This is a genomic window from Massilia sp. CMS3.1 (genome assembly GCF_051262535.1).
Taxonomy (GTDB): domain Bacteria; phylum Pseudomonadota; class Gammaproteobacteria; order Burkholderiales; family Burkholderiaceae_D; genus Telluria.
The window spans coordinates 131,047-151,731 of sequence record NZ_JBIMES010000010.1; the positions used below are offsets into that span (position 1 = coordinate 131,047).

The window sequence follows — 20,685 nt, forward strand, 5'->3', positions numbered from 1 at the left end:
TTGGCGCCCCCCTTTCCTCAAAGACCCGTCGGCCAGCGATACTTCGGCAACACGGCCGGTGCGGCGCCGCTGATGATGACGATTTCGCGGTGCGGCATCAGCTCCAGGACGGCGGGATCACCCGTATAACGCGTCAGTCTGTCGTTCTCGATCAGATAGAACCGGATCGGTCCTGCCAGGCCGGCGACGCCAGCTGCTCCCAACGGCTGGTTCCACACCGCAAAAAACTGTCCCAGCGTGAACTTCTTCGCCACATCGGCCTCCATGTGCACCATGCCCATGACGTCATGGGTGTGCAATTCGTAGGTGCAGCCGCTGCGGCCGACGTTGTCGGGCAGGCCGAGCCGCGTCCCTTCCTTGTAGATCGACACGAGCGAGTGCTGATGGTAGTTGATGGTACCGAGGCAGCCGACGCCGCTCACAGGCACGCGGCCGGCCGGGGTCACCCAGGCGTTCCAGCCGGGCGTGCTGTTGATGGTGCCGGCAACGAGCTCGGTAAAAGCGGCGGCGAGCGTCGGCTCGGGCGCCGGCGGCGTGGGAGGCGGACTCGGCTGGACAGGCACCGGGTTGGTCACGACCGGCTCGGGGTCGGAACCTCCGCCGCCGCAGGCAGAGAGGGAGACCAGGATTGATACGGCCAGGACCGGTAAACGGATCGTTCGCGCAGGTGTGAAGGGCATGGCGGGCTCCAGGAATGGATGGGTAAAACCACTTTACGGACGCGGCCGTCATATTCCGTTTAACCTGGATCAAGCTCAGCGGATTGAGCATCCGCGTGTCGCTGGGCATGAAAAAAGCGGCCCGCAGGCCGCTTTCGTCACACCCCGGGGACGAAGCCCCGCCCGCCTCAGAACTGCTCGACGTCCAGCGCCAGCACGCCGGCGCTGCCTTCGACGATGGCCGAACGCAGGCCGCCCGCACCCGACAGGATGTGGTCGGCGAAGAAGCGCGCAGTGGCGATCTTTGCGCGGAGAAAAGACGCGTCGCCCTCGCCCGCATCGAGCTTCTGCTGCGCGACCAATGCCGCGCGCGCCATCTGCCAGCCGCCCAGCACGATGCCGGCCAGCTTCAGGTAGAGCACGGAACCGGCAAAGACGCCCTTGACGTCAAGCTTGACGTTGGCGACGACGAAGTCGATGACTTCCTCCAGCGCTGCCGAACCCTGCACCAGCTGCTTGCGGATCGCCACGACATCGGCGCCCTGCACTTCGCCCAGCGCCGCCTCGGTCGCACGCACCTGGGCAATGATCGACTTGGCCACCGCGCCACCGTCACGCACGGTCTTTCGGCCGACCAGGTCGTTTGCCTGGATCGCGGTCGTGCCTTCGTAGATCGTCAGGATCTTGGCGTCGCGATAGTGCTGCGCCGCGCCAGTCTCTTCGATGAAACCCATGCCGCCATGCACCTGCACACCGTCGCGCGCGACGTGTTCGCTCATCTCGGTCGACCAGCCCTTGATGATCGGGACCAGGTATTCGTAGACAGCCAGGTTCGCCTTGCGCGTCGCTTCGTCCGCGTGATGGTGGGCGAGGTCCGAGATACCGGCGCCGACATAGGCCAGCGCACGCGCCGCTTCCGTTTGGGCGCGCATCGACATCAGCATGCGGCGCACGTCCGGGTGATGGATGATGGCGACCGGACCGGCGGACCCAGCCAGGTCGCGCGATTGCACGCGGTCCTTGGCAAACGCCACTGCCTGCTGGTAGGCGCGTTCGGCCAGGCCGATGCCCTGCATGCCGACCCCGAAGCGGGCCGCATTCATCATGATGAACATGTATTCCAGGCCACGGTTTTCTTCGCCGACCAGGGTGCCGATGGCGCCGCCGTTGTCGCCGAACTGCAGTACGGCGGTCGGGCTGGCCTTGATGCCGAGCTTGTGTTCGATCGAGACGCAGTGGGCATCGTTGCGCGCGCCCGGCGTTCCGTCTTCATTGACAAGGAACTTCGGCACGATGAACAGCGAGATCCCCTTCACCCCCGATGGCGCATCCGGCGTACGGGCCAGCACCAGGTGGATGATGTTCTCGGCCATGTCATGCTCGCCGTAGGTGATGTAGATCTTGGTGCCGAAAATTTTATACGTACCGTCACCCTGCGGCACGGCGCGGGTGCGCACGGCGGCCAGGTCGGAACCGGCCTGCGGTTCGGTCAGGTTCATGGTGCCGGTCCACTTGCCGGTGATGAGCGGCGCGAGGTACAGGGCTTTCTGTTCGTCGGAACCAGCGGTGAGCAGCGCCTCGATGGCGCCGTCGGTCAGCAGCGCGACCAGTGCGAACGAGATCGATGCGGCGTTCAGCATCTCGGTACACGGCGTGCTGACCAGTTTCGGCAAACCCTGTCCGCCGAATTCGGTCGGGTGCCCGATCCCCTGCCAGCCGGATTCTCCGAAGGCCTGGAAGGCGACCTTGAAGCCGGCGGAGGTCGTGACCCGGCCGTCGTGCCAGAAGCTCGGCTCCTTGTCGCTCGGGTGATTCAGTGGGGCGACGACTTCGCCGCAGAATTTCGCATTCTCTTCCAGCACCGCTTCCACGGTGTCGGCGGTCGCGTCTTCGCAGCCTGGCAGCTGGCTCACCTGCTGCAAACCGGCCAGTTCGTTCAGGACGAACAGGATGTCTTTGATCGGGGCTTGATAGCTCACTTGATCTCCTCAGAATTAGATGTAAGAGCGTCAAACAGAGCCCTCAGGGCAAGGCGCAGCGTCAAAGGCGGTACGCTTGTACGACAAGACGGTGCAACGCCGCCATGAGGGTTCTGTTTGGCGCTCGTAAAACAGGCCACGGCAGCCGGGTGTGATGCCGGACCAGCGTGGCCTGTGTAGTGCGTTTTCTACGATTTAGCCGAGTTCTTTGACCAGTTCAGGGATCACTTCGAACAGATCGCCGACCAGGCCGTAATCAGCCACCGAGAAGATCGGCGCTTCCGGATCCTTGTTGATCGCAACGATCGTCTTCGAATCCTTCATGCCGGCCAGGTGCTGGATCGCGCCCGAGATGCCGACGGCGATGTACAGCGACGGCGCGACGATCTTGCCGGTCTGGCCAACCTGCCAGTCGTTCGGCACGTAGCCGGCGTCGACTGCGGCGCGCGAAGCACCCATGGCGGCGCCCAGCTTGTCGGCCAGTGGTTCGAGCAGCTTGAAGTTGTCGCCCGAGCCCATGCCGCGGCCACCGGAGACAATGATTTTTGCAGCGGTCAGTTCCGGACGGTCCGACTTCGCCAGCTCGCGGCCGACGAAGGTCGATTTGCCGAAGTCGGCGGCGGCGGCGATCGATTCGACGGCAGCCGAACCACCGGTAGCAGGTGCCGAGTCGAAGCCGGTGCCGCGCACGGTAATGACCTTGATGCTGTCGGTCGACTGCACGGTGGCGATGGCGTTGCCGGCGTAGATCGGACGCTCGAAGGTGTCAGGGGAATCGACCTTGGTGATTTCCGAGATCTGGGCCACGTCCAGCTTGGCGGCCACGCGCGGCAGAATGTTCTTGCCGTAGGCGGTGGCGGGCGCCAGGATGTGCGAGTACGAACCGGCGATGGCCAGGATCTGCTCGGCCACGTTTTCTGCCAGGCCGTCGGCGAACCAGGCCGCGTCGGCGACCAGCACTTTCGACACGCCGGCGATCTGCGCGGCGGCTTCGGCGGCGGCGGCGCAGTTGGAACCGGCGACCAGCACGTGGACGTCGCCGCCGCACTGGGCGGCCGCGGTCACGGTGTGGTGGGTGCTGCCTTTCAGCGAGCCATTGTCGTGTTCAGCGATAACTAATGCGACCATGATGTTTCCTATATTTTGTAGTGGAGGCGTTGGCCGGTCAGATGACTTTGGCTTCGTTGCGCAGCTTGGCGACCAGCGTCGCGACGTCCGGCACCATGATGCCTGCCGAGCGCTTGGCCGGCTCGACGACCTTCAGGGTCTTCAGGCGGGCCGTCACGTCGACGCCCAGCTCTTCCGGCTTGATCGTTTCCAGCGGCTTTTTCTTGGCCTTCATGATGTTCGGCAGCGTGACGTAGCGCGGCTCGTTCAGGCGCAGGTCGGTGGTGACGATGGCCGGCAGCGTGAGCGACACGGTTTCCAGGCCGCCGTCGACTTCGCGCGTCACGGTCACTTTGCCGTCCTCGAGCACGACTTTCGATGCGAAGGTGGCTTGCGGCCAGCCCAGCAGGGCTGCCAGCATCTGGCCGGTCTGGTTGGAGTCGTCGTCGATCGCCTGCTTGCCGAGAATGATCAGCTGCGGCTGCTCTTTATCGGCCAGTGCCTTCAGGATCTTGGCCACGCCCAGGGGCTCGGTCTCGCCATTGGTTTCGACCAGGATGCCGCGGTCGGCGCCGATCGCCATACCGGTGCGCAGGGTTTCCTGGCACTGCGGCACGCCGATCGAGACGGCCACCACTTCGGTGACCTTGCCGGCTTCCTTCAAACGGGTCGCTTCCTCGAGCGCGATTTCGTCGAACGGGTTCATCGACATCTTGACGTTGGCGATATCCACGCCGCTGCCGTCGGACTTGACGCGGACCTTGACGTTATAGTCGACCACGCGTTTGACGGGTACCAGGACTTTCATAGGTGTGCCTTTGAAAAATTGAAGAGGTAGACTTAAGCTAAAGTGGCCTAGATTATATGAGATAAACCGGTACAGAACCAAATTAAAGCACGATCGTGCGATTTTTGGCTAGAGGGATGCTTCCAAAATACACGCTGGCGGGACAACAGAAGTACTGGCGGGACCTTGTCGTGCCCCCGCCTCGGAACGCTGTTTACTTGCGGCGCATCAGGAACACGAACTCGCCATTGCTGTGCGAGTGGGACAGCAGCGCGTTGCCGGTCTGCTTGGCGAAGGCCTGGAAGTCGCGGACGGACCCGGTGTCGGTGGCCGTGATGCGCAGCACCTCGCCGGACGCCAGTTCAGCCAGCGCCTTCTTGGCTTTCAAGATTGGCAGCGGACAGTTCAGGCCGCGCGCGTCCAGGTCCAACTGGAAGAGAATCGTGTCAGTGTCGAGAATGGTGTCGCTCATCGCATGCCTGCTTAGGTGGTGATACTGGATTCGGAGTCTACTCCAATTTCTGGATTATGACGCGCCGCACCAAAATAGTCACGAAATGTTGCGTTGTCACAACTGCATGCAATTAGGGTTGCAATATCTAAAAGGAATCTGTTTACAGGTGGACGGCAACGCCGTCCACCCTGCGAAAGCGCTTTAGGCGCGCTCGCCGACCCAGGCCGCCACGCCAGCCAGCGCGGCCGGCAAGCCCGACGGATCGGTACCGCCCGCCTGCGCCATGTCCGGACGCCCGCCGCCCTTGCCGCCCACCTGCTGGGCCACAAAGTTGACCAGCTCGCCGGCCTTGACCTTGCCGGTGGCATCCTTGGTCACGCCCGCGATCAGGCTGACCTTGCCTTCAGCCACGCTGGCCAGCACGATGGCCGCCGTCCCCAGCTTGTCTTTCAGCTTGTCCATCGTCTCGCGCAGGCTCGTCGCATCGGCGCCGTCCATCGTCGCGGCCAGCACCTTGATGCCGTACACGTCAACCGCCTGGCTCACCAGCTCGTCGCCCTGGCCCGAGGCCAGCTTCGACTTGAGCGCAGCGACTTCTTTCTCGAGCAGTTTGACCTGGTCCTGCACCTGGGCGATGCGCGACGGCAGTTCTTCCGGCGCCGTCTTGAGCGCGCCGGCGGCGGCCAGCAGCCTGGCGTTGGTAGCTTGCACCCAGGCCAGCGCGCCCTCGCCCGTCACCGCTTCGATGCGGCGGATGCCGGCAGCAACGCCGCCTTCCGACACGATCTTGAACAGGCCGATGTCGCCGGTACGCGTCACGTGGACGCCGCCACAGAGTTCCTTCGAGGTGCCGATGTCGAGCACGCGCACTTCGTCGCCGTACTTCTCGCCGAACAGCGCCATCGCGCCATGTTTCACGGCGTCGTCGAACGACATGTTCTGCGCTTGCGTCGCATGGTTCTCGAGGATCTCGCGATTGACGATCATCTCGACCTGGGCGATTTGTTCGGCAGTCACCGGTGCGTTGTGGCTGAAGTCGAAACGGGTTTTGTCAGGATCGACCAGCGAACCCTTTTGCTGGACGTGGCCGCCCAAGACTTCGCGCAGCGCCTTGTGCATCAGGTGCGTCGCCGAGTGGTTGCGGATGGTGCGGGCGCGCTTGGCCTGGTCGACCTGCGCATCGACCGTGTCGCCGACTTTCAGCGAACCGGAGCGCAGCACGCCGTGGTGGCCGAATACCTCGGCCTGGATCTTCAGCGTGTCTTCGACTTCGAACGCGTTGCCGTTCGATGCGATCGAACCGTGGTCGCCGACCTGGCCGCCCGACTCGGCGTAGAACGGCGTTGTGTCGAGCACGACGATGCCTTCCTGGCCGGCTTTCAGTTCCTGCACCGAGACGCCTTCGGAGTACAAGGCCAGCACGTGGGTGTTATGCACCAGCGACTCGTAGCCGACGAACTTGGTCTTTTCGCCCGCGTATTCCACCTTGGCGGCCATCTTGAACTTGCCGGCGGCGCGTGCGGTCTTCTTCTGCTGTTCCATCGCGGCGGTGAAGCCCGCTTCGTCCAGCGTCACGCCGCGTTCGCGGCAGATGTCGGCGGTGAGGTCAAGCGGGAAGCCGTAGGTGTCGTACAGCGTGAAGGCGGTGCCGCCGTCGAGGTTCTTCGCGTCCTTCGAGAGTTGCGCTTCCAGGATCTTCATGCCGTTTTCCAGCGTCTCGCCGAAGCGCTCTTCCTCGGCCTTCAAGACTTGCGCAACGCGGTCTTTCGCGTCCAGCAGTTCCGGGTAGGCCGTGCCCATCTCGCCATTCAGGTCTTCGACCAGCTTGAAGAAGAACGGACGGGTCTGGCCCAGCTTGTGGCCATGGCGCAGTGCGCGGCGGATGATGCGGCGCAGGACGTAGCCGTGGCCTTCGCTGCTCGGGATGATGCCGTCGACGATCATGAAGGAGGCCGCGCGGATGTGGTCGGCGATCACCTTCAGCGAATTGTTCTCGAGGTCCGTTGCGCCGGTTTCGCGCGCGGCGGCCTTGATCAGTGCCTGGAACAGGTCGATCTCGTAGTTGCTGTGCACGTTCTGCAGCACGGCGGCCAGGCGTTCCATGCCCATGCCGGTGTCGATCGACGGTTTTGGCAGTGGGGTCAGGACGCCCGATTCATCGCGATTGAACTGCATGAACACCAGGTTCCAGATCTCGATGAAGCGGTCGCCGTCTTCGTCAGGCGAACCCGGAGGGCCGCCCCAGATGTCGGCGCCGTGGTCGTAGAACACTTCGGTGCACGGGCCGCAGGGGCCGGTGTCGGCCATCTGCCAGAAATTGTCCGACGCGTAGCGCGCACCCTTGTTGTCGCCGATACGGATGATGCGCTCAGTCGGCACGCCGATTTCGTTGGCCCAGATGTCATAGGCTTCGTCGTCCTCGAAATACACGGTGACGGTCAGCTTCTCGGCAGGGAGCTGGTAGACCTTGGTCAGCAGTTCCCAGCAGTAGTTGATAGCGTTGCGCTTGAAATAGTCGCCGAAACTGAAGTTGCCCAGCATCTCGAAGAAGGTGTGGTGACGCGCGGTGTAGCCGACGTTTTCCAGGTCGTTGTGCTTGCCGCCGGCGCGCACGCAGCGCTGCACGCTCGTCGCGCGCGAATACGGGCGCGAATCGAGACCGAGGAAAACGTCCTTGAACTGCACCATTCCGCTGTTGGTCAACAACATGGTCGGATCGTTGCCCGGCACGAGGGGGCTGGACCGTACGATCGTATGGCCCTTGGACTCAAAGAACTTGAGGAACTTTTCGCGAATTTCGGAAGATTTCATGTTGGTGGGTGCGGAAAGAGCGCAGTACGGTAGATAAAGCAACGATTATATCAGTCGCTGGTGACTTGTTTACATGGCACTGCGGGGGCTCGAATCAGACGAAATTCGGCGTGGTCAGTGGGGCTGTTGCCTGCCCTGTTATCGGTACGTTGAATCCGCGTGGGCACAAGTGCCACGCGGATCGTGCGGACCAATAGCGGAACAGGCAACAGCCCTACTACCCTACGAAAAATCCGGCTTGAACAGGTCGATACGGTCGGTGCAGAAAGCCTCGACGCCCCAGGAAAGCAATTCGCGCGCGCGGCGCGGCTCGTTCACCGTATAGCAAAACAGCCCGTAACCGGCCGCCCGCACCTCTTGCGCCAGCTGGGGCGTCAGGTGCTTGTGGTTGGTGTGGATCGCGATCGCCTCTACTTCCCTGGCGCGGCGCTCCCAATCCGGCGCCAGTTCGCTCATCAAACAGGCACGCGGCACCTGGGGCGCGAGGTCGCGTGCCGATGCCAAAGCCAGCATGCTGAACGACGAGAGCAGCGGCACCGCCGCCATGTCGCCTGCCGCGATGTCCTCGGCGAACAACGCGGCGGCGATGCGCGCTACCGTGCCGCCGGTCTCGATGTCGTACCCGGGCGCCGGCTTGATCTCCATGTTCATCCAGACCCCATGCGCCTTGCAATATTGCGCGAACTCGACGAACAGCGGCACCGGTTCGCCCTCGAATTTCCGCGCGAACCAGCCGCCGGCGTCCAACAGCGCCAGCTCGGACGCGTCATAATCGACAACCTTGCCGGACCCGGCCACCGTGCGGCCAAGATATGGATCGTGCAGTACCACCGGCACCCCGTCGCGCGCCAGCATGATGTCGTATTCGATGGCGCGGTAGCCGCGCCGCAAGCCCTCGCGCATTCCGGCGAGGGTGTTTTCCGGCGCCAGCGTGCCCCCGCCCCGGTGGGCCAGCACCCGTGGATAGGGCCAGGAGCCGGGCAGCGTCGCCATGCTAGTTGGCGAACACCCGTGACGACAGCCAGAGGAAGCCGACGATGTTGGCGACCACGCTACACCAGAACATCTGCTGGAACGAACGCTTCGATGTCTTGTGGCGCAGCCACTGCTGGGCCAGCACCCCGCCCGGCCAGCCGCCGACCAGGCCGAGCACCAGCAAGGTGCGCTCGGGCGTGCGCCAGTTGCCATTGCGGGCGGCGGACTTGTCGACCGCGTAGGCGACGAAGCAGGAGATGCTGGTCATCAGGTAGGCGCCCGCGACCAGCCAGGGCAAGTCCCACACCAGCATGGCAGCTGCATAGATCGCGGCGAATATCAGAATAGGCAGATAGGGCATCCCGTCAGCTTAGCGCGACACGCACGCAATTGCTAGTCGGCACCGTTGTGCTTGTTTTATCGCTACTACGTTCGCTACCGTACCGAGTCAAGCAGGGGCACGCCCTACCCTCCTCCTTCACCTTGTCATTCAAGCAGGAGGAAGTCATGGCTTTCGATTTAGGAAATCTGTTGCAGCAATACATGGGTGGCGCCTCCGGCGCCGACAATACCCGCGCTGAAGAAGACTTCGACCGCGTCGCCCAGGCGGCGCCGCGCGAGCAGGTCGCGCAAGGCGTGACCCAGGCCTTCCGCTCGGACCAAACGCCGCCGTTTCCGCAAATGGTCGGGCAGATGTTTGGCCAAAGTAATCCGAACCAGCAAGCCGGCATGCTTAATCAATTGATTGCCGCTGCAGGTCCTTCGCTGATCGGCATGCTCTCGGGCCGCGGCGGTGGGGGCGGCATGGGCGGTGGCCTTGGCAGCTTGGGCGGCGCAGGCGGCCTCGGCGGCCTGGGAGGCATTCTCGGCGGCCTGCTCGGCGGCGGCAATGGCGGCACAACTCCGCCGCAGATCACGCCGGAACAGGCTTCGCAACTTTCGCCTGAACAAGTGCAAGAAATCGCCCAAAAGGCGGAACAAGAGAACCCTGGCGTGGTCGAGCGTATGGGCGACTTCTACGCCGAACACCCGAACGTCGTCAAAGGTCTTGGCGGCGCGGCACTCGCAATTGCACTGGCACACATGGCGCAGGGCTTCCAGCGCCGTTAATTCGTTTCAATCTACCTACCAACAACAAAGGAGCATCACATGGGCATTCTGAGCAATATCTTCAACAAAATCTTCCCAAACTCAAACGCGGCTAAACAGGCGCAGGCAGAAGCACAGGCACAAGCTCAGGCGCAAAACGCGCCGGCAGCAGCGCGTCCGACAACCGGCGCCGCTCCTGCTGCGCCGACGGCAGCCCCCGCCCCGGCGGCGATGGAGCAGGTCGACGTCGAAGCCATTCTGAACAGCAAGCTGCAGGCCTCGGGGCAGCAGCTGAACTGGCGCTCCTCGATTGTCGACCTGCTGAAACTGCTCGACCTCGACAGCAGCCTGCAGTCGCGCAAGGAACTGGCCGCCGAGCTGAACTATTCGGGCGACACCAGCGATTCGGCGTCGATGAACATCTGGCTGCACAGGCAAGTGATGAACAAGCTGGCCGCCAACGGCGGTAAAGTACCGGCCGACCTGAAAGACTGATCGGTCAGTGTCATGAACGAATGAGCCGGTCCGACGGGCCGGCTCAGCTTAATCCGCCAGGCTTGTGCTCGCCGCGGTTCCGCACGCAAAGCAGAACCGCCCGAACGCATTCTTGCGCGTTGCGCAGCCGCCGCAGCGGTTGAACAAGCCGATGCCGCAATGCGGGCAAAAATCGGTGGCGCCATCCTTCAGGTCGACCTGGCGCTCGCATCCCGGGCACACACTCTTCCCCAGCCGCACCATCACCGTGTCGTAGCTCAGCGTCTGGCGCCGCTGCGCGTCGGGCAGCGCCTCGCTCTCCTTCTGGCGCGCCAGGTAGCGCTGCAGCGCCTGGATGGCATAGCGCCCTGCGACCACCGTCACGATAATCCCCACGATGTAACGCACGTAACCGCCATAGCTGGGCAGGTAAGGCACCAGCTCGAAGAAGAACGCGAACAGCGCGAAGAAGATGAATCCCCAGGCGAACGGCCAGGACGGCCCCTTGCGCTTGTGTTTGAACAGCCAGCCGGCTGCGAGCAGCAGCGGCAGGGTCAGCGCCAGCCGGTAGGCGAACACGCGCAGGTTCAGCGACTCGATGGCCGCGTCGCGCTTGTCAATTGCGGGGAGTTCGAGGTCGGCGCGGCGCCGCGTCGCGCGTTCGGCCTGCTGGGTCGCATCGAGCAGCGCCTGGCGCTGGCCTTCTACCACCCCTAGTGCGCGCCGCTCCTCCGCTTCGAGCACGTCGAGCGCTTCGGTCCGGGCGATCAACTCGGCATCCTGGTCGGGACGCGCGGTGACGCTGCGGGTGGCCAGCCAGTTGTCGAAGGTGGCGCGCGCGGAGCGGGTATTCGATGTGGCCACCTCGTGTTTTTCGGTGGCCTGCTCGTGGTGCTCGCGGGCGGCGGTCTGGCGCTTGTCAGCCGCTTCTTCGTCGGCACGCACGGCGGCCAGCTGGGCCGGATCGATGAATTGCTCGATGGTCGGCACTTCTTCGACATCGGCCATGTTTTCAACCAGTTTCCCGCCCAGGCCGATGAGAAAACTGGCGAATGCGAATGCCACCAGCCACAGGGCCCGGTGCAGCCATTTCTCGGTCAGCCTCAATCCTTTGCTCATGATTTCCCCCAGTCAAGATGAACAGCGATGTTCAGGCAATGCAGCGGGACGGAGCTTGTCATGGCTCAAGGCGGGAAGCCAAGCGTGCGATGTGGAGGAGCGTGGGACGATACGGGAGGGGGCGCTGTACGACACGCCGAGGCGGTTCCGACGTGCGTTGAACGTGTGGACGGCTCCACCCGGCGGCAGGATCTCACGTTGGCCTATGCGCCGCCCACGCGTTCAAGCGGCCGGTGATATGACCCGTCAATCAGAAGTACGACAAGCCCAGCGCGCGACGCACTTCGTCGACCGTGCCGGCAGCCACTTCGCGCGCCTTCATCGTGCCTTCCTTGAGCATCTGCAGCACCTGCCCCTTGTCCTGCGCGAACTCTTCGCGGCGGGCGCGGATCGGGGCCAGCATCTCCTGCAGCACGGTGTCGAGACGCTTCTTGACGATGCTGTCGCCCAGACCCCCGCGCGTGTAGTGCGCCTTCATCTCTTCGAGCGCGGCCTTGTCGGTGTCGAACGCATCGAGGTACAGGAAGGCCACATTGCCCTCCACATGGCCCGGATCCGAGACCTTCAGGTGCAAGGGGTCGGTATAGACCTGTTTCACGGCGGCGCGGATCTGGTCGGCGCTGTCGCCCAGGTTGATCGTGTTGCCGAGCGACTTGCTCATCTTGGCCTTGCCGTCGATGCCGGGCAGGCGGCCGATTTCGGGCACCAGCGCCTTGCATTCGACCAGGATGTCCTTGTTCGCCAGACGGTTGAAGCGGCGCACGATCTCGTTACACTGCTCGATCATCGGGATCTGGTCGTCGCCGACCGGCACCAGGGTCGCCTTGAAGGCGCTGATGTCGGCAGCCTGGCTGGCCGGATAGGTCAGGAAGCCGGCCGGGATGTCGCGCTCGAAGCCGCGCAGCACGATCTCCGCCTTGACCGTCGGGTTGCGTTCCAAACGGGCGACAGTCACGAGATTAAGATAATAGAATGTCAACTCTGCAAGTTCAGGAACCTGCGACTGGATGAAGATCGTCGAGCGTGTCGGATCGATCCCGACGGCGAGGTAATCGAGCGCCACTTCGACAACGTTCCGGTGTACCTTTCCGGTGTCATCCATGTTGTCGGTAAGCGCCTGGGCGTCGGCCAGCATGACGAACTGACGGTATTCGTCCTGATAGGCAACGCGATTGCGCAGGCTGCCCACGAAGTGGCCGAGGTGCAAAGGACCGGTCGGACGATCTCCGGTCAGGATGACGGGTGCGGGGGAATTGGCTGCTGGAGAATTCATCGGTTTCCTTGTGTGTGCCCCGATTCCCGCCGCGCCAAAAAAAACGCCACCTGAATCGAGGCGGCGTTCATGTGAGTCACATCTTCTCGTCTGGGCCGCGCGTCGTCAGCGGCGCCACCAGGTGCAAAACGACAAGTGTGGGTTGATAAATTTCATGGATGGCATGTTTGCAGGTTGACGGCGCGCTGTCAACCGATAGTCGAGCCGAACGCGACAGAGTCAGACATAAGGGTGCCTGGACGCTTGTCCTCCAAGGTGCGGCACCTGATCCAAACGGTCACTTATTCCGAACTTTATGTTTTCGGCGGCCGTCTAAAAGTTTTTTGTTGTAAAAATTTTAACAAGTGGTGAAATCATGAATAACACGAGCCCGAACAGCCAACCCCGCCCCCTCGAGTTGTGGGGCGGCCTCGAATGCACGGTCAACCGTGTGCAAGACGACTACTTCAGCCAGCTCGACCGTAACGGCCACGCCCTGCGCAACTGCGACATCAAACGCTTTGCCTCGCTCGGCATCCGCGCCATCCGCTACCCCATCCTCTGGGAGCGCACCGCGCCCGAGGGGCTGGACAAGGCTGACTGGTCCTGGCCCGACGAACGCCTCCCTGCCCTGCGCGACGCCGGCGTGACGCCGATCGCCGGCCTGATCCACCACGGCAGCGGCCCGCGCGACACCAGCCTGCTCGACCCCGCCTTCCCGGAACGCCTGGCCGACTACGCCGGCGCGGTCGCCGCGCGCTATCCGTGGCTCGAGTACTACACCCCTGTCAACGAACCCTGCACCACCGCGCGCTTCGCCGGCCTGTACGGGGTCTGGTACCCGCATGCGCGCGACGACAAGAGTTTCATCCAGGCCCTGCTGATCCAGTGCCGCGCCGTGGTGCTGTGCATGCGCGAAATCCGCAAGGTCAATCCGAACGCCAAACTGGTGCAAACGGATGACCTCGGCAAGACCTACAGCACCCCGGAGATGGCCGAGATGGCCGCGTTCTACAACGAGCGCCGCTGGCTCGCCTGGGACCTGCTGTGCGGAATGGTCGGCCCGGAACATGCGCTCTGGAAGTACCTGATCCGCTCCGGCGCCAGCGAGGCCGACCTGCTCTGGTTCCGCGACAACACCTGCCCGCCGGACATCATCGGCGTGAACTACTACGTGACCAGCGAGCGCTGGCTCGACCACCGTCCGGAGCGTTACGCGCAACACCACCGCGGCCTGGCCGACGGCATCCCGTGCGCCGACATCGAAGCGTCGCGCGCGCTGGCCACGCCGACCGCCGGCATCGGTCCCCTGCTCACCGAAATCTGGGACCGCTACCGTTTGCCCCTCGCCATTACCGAAGCGCACATCGACGCCAACCGCGAAGATCAATTGCGCTGGCTACTGGAAATTTGGGAGGCGGCGCAGACCTCGCGCGCCAACGGCGTCGACCTGCGCGCGGTCACGGTGTGGGCGCTGCTGGGCTCCTTCGACTGGAACAGCCTGGTTACGCAAGACAAGGGTTACTACGAACCCGGCCCCTTCGACGTGCGCTCGCCGCTACCGCGCCCGACCGCGCTGGCCGCGATGATGCGCGAATTATCCGCCGGCCAGCCGCTGTCGCACCCGGTGCTGCGCGGCCAGGGCTGGTGGCGCCGTCCGGGCCGCTTCCTGTGCACGCCGGTCGCCACGCCTGCCGCGCTGACCTCGATATCGGCCGACGGCCACCGCCTGCTCGGCGCCGGCGTCGCTCCGATCCTGATCACGGGCGCCACCGGCACCCTGGGCCGCGCCTTTGCGCGCGTCTGCCAGAAGCGCAACCTCGCCTATAAGCTGCTGTCGCGCCATGACATGGACATCGCCGACCCGGCCTGCGTCGAACGCGCGCTGGCGCACTACAAGCCCTGGGCCCTGATCAACACCAGCGGTTATGTGCGCGTGGACGACGCGGAGAACGAGGTCGAGCGCTGCATGCGCGAGAACACCCACGGCGCCTCCATCCTGGCCGAAGCCTGCGCCCGCCTTGGCGTGCACCTGACGACTTTCTCGAGCGACCTGGTGTTCGACGGGCGTAAAGACTCCCCGTATGTCGAAAGCGATCCGCTCACGCCGCTGGGCGTCTACGGCCGCAGCAAGGCCGAGTCGGAAGCCGCCGTGCTGGCGCAGCACCCGGGCGCCCTGGTCGTGCGCACCAGTGCCTTCTTCGGCCCCTGGGACAAGCATAATTTCGTGACCCAGGCGCTGAACGCCCTGGAGCGCGGCGAGACCTTTGTCGCGGCCAACGACATGACCGTCTCGCCGACCTATGTGCCAGACCTGGTGCACACCTGCCTGGATCTCGCCATCGACCGCGAATGCGGCGTCTGGCACCTGAACAATGGCGGCTCGGTCACCTGGTTCGAACTGGCCAGGCTGGCAGCGGAGAAGGCCGGCATCGATGCGGCCCCCCTGGCGCCGCAGGCATCGAGTACGCTCGGCATGCTTGCTGCGCGCCCGGCCTACAGCGTGCTGCACAGCGAACGCGGCGTGCTGCTGCCGACGCTGGAAAACGCACTCGAGCGCTACATCGAACTGCGCGGCGTCGACGATCCGGAGTACGAAGAACTGGCCAAGACCGCGGAAACGCGGGTGCCTGCCGCCGGCGGCAATCGCCAGCTGCAAGAAACGCCGCCCGAAGCGGTGCACGGCGGGTTCTGAGCGGGAACGACAGGCGGATGTAGCGCACGATCCTCATGCGGCGCGGCGCGTCACACGCAGATGCAGCGCTGCGCGCGGACGCAGCGTGATATTGAAGACAGGTTCGGGTGGCGCCGTGCCCTGCTGCGCCGTCACCGAAAAACGCTGCAGGAACATCGCCGCGATCACCACCAGCTCGGCCAGCGCCAGGTGCTGCCCCATGCACAGCCCGCGCCATGTCGAGCGCCGCATCAAGTCATTCAGCGGCCGCTCGCTGCGCGAGTGGAACAGCCTGGTGCGCACCGAAGGCCTGTTCGTCGCGGCGCGCGAACGGCACGCGGCCGGACTGCCCGGCGCTATACAATGACGCCGCCCTCCCCAACCTCGAAGGTTCCCACCCGTGCAAGAGCAACACGCTTTTCCGTTTATCCGGGAAATCATCCTTTTCCTGATCCTCGCCGGCATCCTCATTCCCACGTTGCAGCGGCTGCGCATCAACCAGGTGCTTGGCTTCCTGGCGGTCGGCGTGCTGGTCGGCCCGTTCGGCCTGGGCCTGTTCGCAGCGCAGTTCCCCTGGCTGGCCTGGCTCACCTTCCCCAGCGGCCAGGGCATCTCGATGCTGGCCGAAATCGGCGTGCTGTTCCTGATGTTCATGATCGGACTCGAGCTGTCGGCGGCGCGCCTGTGGGCGATGCGGGCCTGGGTCTTCGGCGCCGGCACGGTGCAGGTCCTGGCCAGCGCGGCGCTGATCGGCGGGGCCGTCATACTGCTTGGCCAGTCCTTTGCCACCGCCGCCATCCTCGGCCTGGTGCTGTCGCTCTCTTCCACCGCCGTCGTGATGCAGCTGATGCGCGAGCAAAACAGCAGCGGCAGCCGCCTCGGGCAGGCGGCGTTTGCCGTCCTGATGCTGCAGGACCTGGCGGTGGTGCCGATCCTCGTGGTCATTAGCGTGCTGGCGCGCGGCAGCGGCGACGGCGCCGCGACCCTGGCGCTCATTACGCTGGCCAAAGCCGGCGGCGCCATCGCCCTGATCTATATCGTGGGGGGACGCATCATCCCGCCGCTGTTCAAGGCCTTTGCACGCCACCGTCAGCCTGACGTGTTCATGGCGCTGATCCTGCTCAGTACCTTCGGCATCGCCGGATTGTCGGCGGCCGCCGGCCTGTCGATGGCGCTGGGTGCGCTGATCGCCGGCCTGCTGCTGGCCGAGACCGAGTTCCGGCACGAAGTCGAGCTGATGATCGAGCCGTTCAAGGGCCTGCTCATGGGCCTGTTCTTCATGACGGTCGGGATGGGCATGGACACGCGCCAGATCGTGGCGGAGCCCTTGTGGCTGGCCGCGGCCGTGTGCGGCCTGGTGCTGATCAAGGCGCTGGTGGTGACGCTGCTGTTTCGCGCCGGACGCCTGCCATGGGGCCGCGCGATGGAGGGTGGGCTGCTGCTTGCCCAGGGTGGCGAATTTGCCTTCATCGTGCTCGGCTACGCGGTCAGCACGAAGCTGCTCGACTCCGGTCTGGGTAGCAGCGCGATGCTCGCTGTCGGCCTGTCGATGTTCATCACGCCACTGCTGGCGCGCCTGGGACGGGCGATCGGCGACGGCGGCGAGCGCGCCGTACGCGAGCGTGAAGCGCAGCACCACGAGGGTACATTTGCCTCGAAACGCGGCCAGATCATCATCGCCGGCTTCGGGCGCGTCGGGCAGCAATTGGCCAAGCTGCTGACGGCCCAGAACATCCCTTTTATCGCGTTCGAAAACGACGCGACCCTGGTTTCGAAATTGCACGCGCAAGGCATGCCGGTCTACTTCGGCAATGCCGCGCGTCCCGAGCTGCTACGCCTCGTGCAGGCCGACCAGGCGCCGGCAATCGTGCTCACCATGGACAATCCGGCGTCGGCCATGCAGGCCGTGCGCGGCATCCGCCGTGAATTTGCCGAGGTGCCGCTGTTCGTGCGTTCGCGCGACGAGCGCCAGGCGCGCCTGCTGAAACGCGCCGGCGCGACTGTCGTGGTGCCGGAAACGCTGGAGGCGAGCCTGCAGTTGTCGGCCTTCGTGCTCGAAGCGATGGGGCTGGACGAGCGCACCGTCGACAACATCGTCGACCGCGAGCGCGATCTGTTCGCCGAGCAGCTCAATGATGCCGGGTTACGCGAACCCGGTTCACGCACCTAGCGCGCATTCGGCCGCGCGCCAGCCCCACCGCGCGGCTTCCTCGAAGACCGAAAAGCCCGTGAGGTCGGCGTGCGCGAACAGGATCGGGCCATCCACGTCGCGCAAGGCCGCCAGTCCCGCATTCGACCGAAAACCCGGTGCCGGGATCGCCATCGCGTGCGCGCGCAAGGTGATGTCGACGCGCTCGACGCAGGGCGCCAGCTTCCAGCCATAGGCTGCTTTCAAGTCCATGCTCGCCAGCGCGATCAATTCGTCGGGCGCCGCCTTCTGCATCCAGGCGCGCGCCTCTGCCGGGCTGCGATCCGACAGCGCAAGATAGGCGGTGAACACGCTGCGCTCGGCGCTGTGCACGCGAATGTCCTGGTGGGCCGACACCACGTAACCGAGGCCCGGCTCGGACTGCACCACGTTGTCCCAGGCCAGCGGCAGGTCGCCCTCTTCGCGCGGCGCCTTGTGCATGATGAAGTTAGCCACCATCCACGGTGCCACTGTGCTCGATGGCTGGCCGCAGCCGGCCGACCCGGACGCGCTGTCGGTCAGCCTCGACCAGACCACCTACCGCCGCCAGTACGACTATCAGGCGCAGGTGATCCATGCGGTGGGCGCCTTCAACTGGCGGGTGGCAGGAGGGGACAACAAGTGACGACGCCCCATCGCCCGGCGGGCATCCACCTGCTCGCCGACCTGCACGGCATTGCGCCCGACCTGCTGACCGATGCCGGCCGCATCGACGCCCTGCTGCGCGAAGCGGCACTGGCAGCGGGCGCGCGCATCCTGCACAGCCACTTCCACACCTTCGGTCCCGGCATGGGCGTGACCGGCGTGCTGCTGCTGGCCGAATCCCACATCTCGATCCATACCTGGCCGGAGGTCGGCTTTGCAGCGGCCGACATTTTCATGTGCGGCGCGGCGCGCCCCGCATTGGCGCTCGACCTGATCGAAGCGAGCCTGCAGCCGCAGTCGCGGTCCGTGCGGACCGTCGAACGCGGCCAGCTATAATCGCGGCTCGACCAACCTGGCAAGAAAAACATCATGATAGCTTCCGCTAACGTAGGTGGCGCGCCCAAGGCACTGGGCCATATCCGCGTGCTCGACTTGTCGCGCGTGCTGGCCGGCCCCTGGTGTTCGCAAAACCTGGCCGACCTCGGCGCCGACGTGATCAAGATCGAGCGCCCCGGCTGCGGCGACGACACCCGCGCCTGGGGTCCGCCATATGCGAAGGACGCCGACGGGAACAACACGAGCGAAGCGGCATACTATTTGTCGGCGAACCGCGGCAAGCGCTCGGTGACGGTCGATATCGCCAGTCCCGAGGGACAGGACCTGATCCGCGATCTGGCGCGCCATGCGGACGTGGTGATCGAGAACTACAAGGTTGGACAGCTGAAACGCTATGGGCTCGATTACGCGTCGCTGAAAGCCGTGAAGCCGGACCTCGTCTACTGCTCGATCACCGGCTTCGGCCAGGATGGCCCGTATGCGCACCGCGCCGGCTACGACTTCCTGATCCAGGGCATGGGCGGCCTGATGTCCGTGACGGGCGAACGCGACGAACTGCCGGGCGGCGGCCCGCAAAAGGCCGGCGTCGCGCTGACCGACCTGATGACCGGCATGTACGCGACGATCGCCGTGCTGGCGGCGCTCACGCACCGCGATCGCACCGGCGAAGGCCAGTACATCGACATGGCGCTGCTCGATACGCAAGTGGCGATGCTGGCCAATGTCGGCAGCAATTACCTCAACAGCGGCAAGGCGCCGCAACGCTGGGGCAACGCCCACGCCAACATCGTGCCCTACCAGACCTTCGCCTGCCTTGATGGCCACATCATCGTCGCCGCCGGTAACGACGGCCAGTATCAGAAATTCGTCGAAGCCGGGGGCCGCCCTGAATTGGCTGTCGATCCGCGCTTTGCAACGAACCCGTTGCGTGTTCAGCATCGCGACGTGCTCGTGCCGCTGCTGGCGGAGATGGTGGCTACGCGCAGCCGCGACGCATGGATCGCGCTGCTGGAAGCGGTCGGCGTGCCTTGCGGGCCGATCAACGACGTCGGCGAAGTGTTCGCGAACGAGCAGGTACAGGCGCGCGGGATGGCGGTCGAGCTGGCGCATCCGTCAGCCGGCAAGGTTACCCTGGTGCGCAGTCCGATGAAGATGTCGGGTACACCGGCGACAAGCGACAAGGCGCCGCCGCTCTTGGGCCAGCACACCGACGAAGTGCTGCGCGATGTGTTGAACAGGACCGGCGACGAGATTGCGGCGCTGCGCGCGCAAGGGGTGGTGTAAGCGGCCGGGCCGTTTGGTACGCCGACATGCGTGCATGTCGGCGTGTGGTGCTCCGTGTCCGCCGGCCTGGCGCGTCCTGCGTTAAACCGGCATCTCGGATGGTGAAAAACGCTTAGTGCAGCTTGTGCTTGAAGTCGGACAGCTCGGCGTGCACGCGGGTGACGACCGCCTCCAGGTGCGCCGGCATGTGCGGCGATGACCGGCTGATGCGCTTGGCCTCGTCGCCCATGTCTTCCAGGCTGTCGACGCACTGAACGATGCGTGCCTCATCGTTCGACTGCATTACATCGCGCGCCTGATTCAGCTCCCGTGAAATACGCTCGATACAATCGCGCATCTCCGGCGGTGTGTCCTGCGACGCCTTGCAGGCCTGCTCGGCTTCGCCGAGGGTCTGCTGCAGGTGGCTGTAGCGCTGCTGGATTTCGTTGGCTTGCAGCATGATCAACTCCTCAACATGAAGTGAGAGGATTGATTTTAGCGCTGGATCAAAAAGGCGTGCGCGCGGTGTGCGTTAGCTGGCATCAACAGGCTAAAACACATCCATTACGAGCCCGAACTAACATCGCCGTAGATGCCTGTTTTACATACACATTTCGCGTGACAACGCTTAGGGCTTATAGAACGCACGAGCCTCGATCGGTTCAATTTCGTTTGAGTCGGGTAGTTTGCGGAGAGTAAGAGGCATACGATCGATATTGACATATACCTTGTAACGTGTGAAACCTTCAGGAAAACTTCGATCAAAATAAAGCGTCGTGCCGACCGGAAGCATATGCAAAGCGTTCCCAGCATGATCACTCGTAATAATCAATGGTTGATTTAATGTGTGCACCTTAGTTATTTTTCAGCGTT

At 64.2% G+C, this 20,685-nt stretch carries 20 protein-coding genes and 1 pseudogene; 8 read left to right on the forward strand and 13 right to left on the reverse strand.

Annotated features, from left to right (window positions below; all coding sequences use genetic code 11):
- Positions 1–17: 17 nt before the first annotated feature.
- The 8 genes from ACHAC9_RS17115 to ACHAC9_RS17150 all read right to left on the reverse strand — a co-directional run bounded on the left by ACHAC9_RS17115 (position 18) and on the right by ACHAC9_RS17150 (position 9,133).
- Entirely contained in the window at positions 18–680 is a 663-nt protein-coding gene (locus tag ACHAC9_RS17115) for a hypothetical protein (RefSeq protein WP_435761529.1), read from the reverse strand.
- Between the two features lie 167 nt (positions 681–847).
- A complete protein-coding gene (locus ACHAC9_RS17120) occupies positions 848–2,638 on the reverse strand; it encodes an acyl-CoA dehydrogenase (RefSeq protein ID WP_435761531.1) in 1,791 nt (596 codons plus the stop codon).
- Between the two features lie 195 nt (positions 2,639–2,833).
- Positions 2,834–3,766: an electron transfer flavoprotein subunit alpha/FixB family protein gene (locus tag ACHAC9_RS17125; RefSeq protein WP_435761533.1), complete on the reverse strand. Its 933-nt coding sequence runs from the start codon at positions 3,764–3,766 to the stop codon at positions 2,834–2,836.
- A 37-nt stretch (positions 3,767–3,803) separates the two neighbouring features.
- Positions 3,804–4,553, reverse strand: coding sequence for an electron transfer flavoprotein subunit beta/FixA family protein (locus ACHAC9_RS17130; protein WP_435761535.1), 750 nt, complete (start codon positions 4,551–4,553; stop codon positions 3,804–3,806).
- A 193-nt stretch (positions 4,554–4,746) separates the two neighbouring features.
- Positions 4,747–5,004, reverse strand: a complete 258-nt coding sequence (locus ACHAC9_RS17135) for a sulfurtransferase TusA family protein (protein WP_435761537.1) — start codon at positions 5,002–5,004, stop codon at positions 4,747–4,749.
- Between the two features lie 183 nt (positions 5,005–5,187).
- A complete protein-coding gene (gene alaS, locus ACHAC9_RS17140; RefSeq protein WP_435761539.1) occupies positions 5,188–7,797 on the reverse strand; it encodes an alanine--tRNA ligase in 2,610 nt (869 codons plus the stop codon).
- A 222-nt stretch (positions 7,798–8,019) separates the two neighbouring features.
- Positions 8,020–8,790, reverse strand: coding sequence for a glycerophosphodiester phosphodiesterase (gene ugpQ / locus ACHAC9_RS17145; protein WP_435761541.1), 771 nt, complete (start codon positions 8,788–8,790; stop codon positions 8,020–8,022).
- Between the two features lies 1 nt (position 8,791).
- Positions 8,792–9,133, reverse strand: coding sequence for a DUF1294 domain-containing protein (locus ACHAC9_RS17150; protein ID WP_435761543.1), 342 nt, complete (start codon positions 9,131–9,133; stop codon positions 8,792–8,794).
- A gap of 146 nt (positions 9,134–9,279) precedes the next feature.
- Between ACHAC9_RS17150 and ACHAC9_RS17155 the strand changes: the two genes are divergently transcribed.
- Together ACHAC9_RS17155 and ACHAC9_RS17160 are read left to right on the forward strand one after the other, a co-directional pair.
- Positions 9,280–9,882 carry a hypothetical protein gene (locus tag ACHAC9_RS17155; RefSeq protein WP_435761545.1) on the forward strand — a complete coding sequence of 201 codons (603 nt, stop codon included), beginning with the start codon at positions 9,280–9,282 and terminating at the stop codon, positions 9,880–9,882.
- A 39-nt stretch (positions 9,883–9,921) separates the two neighbouring features.
- A complete protein-coding gene (locus tag ACHAC9_RS17160; protein WP_435761547.1) occupies positions 9,922–10,356 on the forward strand; it encodes a DUF3597 domain-containing protein in 435 nt (144 codons plus the stop codon).
- Between the two features lie 48 nt (positions 10,357–10,404).
- On the opposite strand, the gene ACHAC9_RS17165 is transcribed toward ACHAC9_RS17160, so the two are convergent.
- Positions 10,405–11,454, reverse strand: a complete 1,050-nt coding sequence (locus ACHAC9_RS17165; protein ID WP_435761549.1) for a serine endopeptidase — start codon at positions 11,452–11,454, stop codon at positions 10,405–10,407.
- Between the two features lie 250 nt (positions 11,455–11,704).
- Complete coding sequence (gene trpS, locus ACHAC9_RS17170; RefSeq protein ID WP_435761551.1) at positions 11,705–12,727, reverse strand: tryptophan--tRNA ligase; 1,023 nt, start codon at positions 12,725–12,727, stop codon at positions 11,705–11,707.
- 355 nt (positions 12,728–13,082) lie between these two features.
- On the opposite strand from trpS, the gene ACHAC9_RS17175 reads away from it, so the two are divergent.
- Positions 13,083–15,401 (forward strand): family 1 glycosylhydrolase, encoded by a 2,319-nt coding sequence (locus tag ACHAC9_RS17175; protein WP_435761553.1) that lies wholly within the window; start codon positions 13,083–13,085, stop codon positions 15,399–15,401.
- A gap of 33 nt (positions 15,402–15,434) precedes the next feature.
- On the opposite strand, the gene ACHAC9_RS17180 is transcribed toward ACHAC9_RS17175, so the two are convergent.
- The gene (locus ACHAC9_RS17180) at positions 15,435–15,602 is read right to left on the reverse strand and encodes a hypothetical protein (RefSeq protein ID WP_435761555.1); all 168 of its coding nucleotides are present in this window, start codon (positions 15,600–15,602) and stop codon (positions 15,435–15,437) included.
- Between the two features lies 1 nt (position 15,603).
- On the opposite strand from ACHAC9_RS17180, the pseudogene ACHAC9_RS17185 reads away from it, so the two are divergent.
- Positions 15,604–15,726: pseudogene (locus ACHAC9_RS17185) on the forward strand (AraC family transcriptional regulator); the annotation flags it as partial.
- Positions 15,727–15,780: 54 nt separating this feature from the next.
- A complete protein-coding gene (locus ACHAC9_RS17190) occupies positions 15,781–17,550 on the forward strand; it encodes a cation:proton antiporter domain-containing protein (protein WP_435761557.1) in 1,770 nt (589 codons plus the stop codon).
- Here the strand turns inward: ACHAC9_RS17190 and ACHAC9_RS17195 are convergent.
- Positions 17,539–18,009, reverse strand: coding sequence for a hypothetical protein (locus ACHAC9_RS17195; protein WP_435761559.1), 471 nt, complete (start codon positions 18,007–18,009; stop codon positions 17,539–17,541). The two genes, ACHAC9_RS17190 and ACHAC9_RS17195, sit on opposite strands and share 12 nt — an antisense overlap.
- Here ACHAC9_RS17195 and ACHAC9_RS17200 point away from each other — a divergent pair.
- Genes ACHAC9_RS17200 through ACHAC9_RS17210 form a run of 3 tightly spaced genes read left to right on the forward strand, consistent with a single transcriptional unit; the run spans position 18,008 to position 19,833 of the window.
- Entirely contained in the window at positions 18,008–18,193 is a 186-nt protein-coding gene (locus tag ACHAC9_RS17200) for a hypothetical protein (protein ID WP_435761561.1), read from the forward strand. The two genes, ACHAC9_RS17195 and ACHAC9_RS17200, sit on opposite strands and share 2 nt — an antisense overlap.
- Positions 18,190–18,549, forward strand: a complete 360-nt coding sequence (gene speD / locus ACHAC9_RS17205) for an adenosylmethionine decarboxylase (protein ID WP_435761563.1) — start codon at positions 18,190–18,192, stop codon at positions 18,547–18,549. The genes ACHAC9_RS17200 and speD overlap by 4 nt, the downstream gene beginning before the upstream one ends.
- A gap of 33 nt (positions 18,550–18,582) precedes the next feature.
- Entirely contained in the window at positions 18,583–19,833 is a 1,251-nt protein-coding gene (locus ACHAC9_RS17210; RefSeq protein ID WP_435761565.1) for a CaiB/BaiF CoA transferase family protein, read from the forward strand.
- 112 nt (positions 19,834–19,945) lie between these two features.
- Here the strand turns inward: ACHAC9_RS17210 and ACHAC9_RS17215 are convergent, their stop codons facing one another.
- Positions 19,946–20,272, reverse strand: a complete 327-nt coding sequence (locus ACHAC9_RS17215) for a hypothetical protein (protein WP_435761567.1) — start codon at positions 20,270–20,272, stop codon at positions 19,946–19,948.
- Positions 20,273–20,685: the final 413 nt, after the last annotated feature.

Coding starts and splice junctions, on each gene's coding strand:
- ACHAC9_RS17125 (WP_435761533.1), bottom strand. CDS start 3,766: ATGGTCGCATTAGTTATCGCTGAACACGACAATGGCTCGCTGAAAGGC.
- ACHAC9_RS17150 (WP_435761543.1), bottom strand. CDS start 9,133: ATGCCCTATCTGCCTATTCTGATATTCGCCGCGATCTATGCAGCTGCC.
- ACHAC9_RS17210 (WP_435761565.1), top strand. CDS start 18,583: ATGATAGCTTCCGCTAACGTAGGTGGCGCGCCCAAGGCACTGGGCCAT.
- ACHAC9_RS17155 (WP_435761545.1), top strand. CDS start 9,280: ATGGCTTTCGATTTAGGAAATCTGTTGCAGCAATACATGGGTGGCGCC.
- ACHAC9_RS17165 (WP_435761549.1), bottom strand. CDS start 11,454: ATGAGCAAAGGATTGAGGCTGACCGAGAAATGGCTGCACCGGGCCCTG.
- trpS (WP_435761551.1), bottom strand. CDS start 12,727: ATGAATTCTCCAGCAGCCAATTCCCCCGCACCCGTCATCCTGACCGGA.
- ACHAC9_RS17200 (WP_435761561.1), top strand. CDS start 18,008: ATGATGAAGTTAGCCACCATCCACGGTGCCACTGTGCTCGATGGCTGG.
- ACHAC9_RS17130 (WP_435761535.1), bottom strand. CDS start 4,553: ATGAAAGTCCTGGTACCCGTCAAACGCGTGGTCGACTATAACGTCAAG.
- ACHAC9_RS17115 (WP_435761529.1), bottom strand. CDS start 680: ATGCCCTTCACACCTGCGCGAACGATCCGTTTACCGGTCCTGGCCGTA.
- ugpQ (WP_435761541.1), bottom strand. CDS start 8,790: ATGGCGACGCTGCCCGGCTCCTGGCCCTATCCACGGGTGCTGGCCCAC.
- ACHAC9_RS17160 (WP_435761547.1), top strand. CDS start 9,922: ATGGGCATTCTGAGCAATATCTTCAACAAAATCTTCCCAAACTCAAAC.
- ACHAC9_RS17180 (WP_435761555.1), bottom strand. CDS start 15,602: ATGGGGCAGCACCTGGCGCTGGCCGAGCTGGTGGTGATCGCGGCGATG.
- ACHAC9_RS17175 (WP_435761553.1), top strand. CDS start 13,083: ATGAATAACACGAGCCCGAACAGCCAACCCCGCCCCCTCGAGTTGTGG.
- alaS (WP_435761539.1), bottom strand. CDS start 7,797: ATGAAATCTTCCGAAATTCGCGAAAAGTTCCTCAAGTTCTTTGAGTCC.
- ACHAC9_RS17215 (WP_435761567.1), bottom strand. CDS start 20,272: ATGCTGCAAGCCAACGAAATCCAGCAGCGCTACAGCCACCTGCAGCAG.
- ACHAC9_RS17135 (WP_435761537.1), bottom strand. CDS start 5,004: ATGAGCGACACCATTCTCGACACTGACACGATTCTCTTCCAGTTGGAC.
- ACHAC9_RS17195 (WP_435761559.1), bottom strand. CDS start 18,009: ATGCACAAGGCGCCGCGCGAAGAGGGCGACCTGCCGCTGGCCTGGGAC.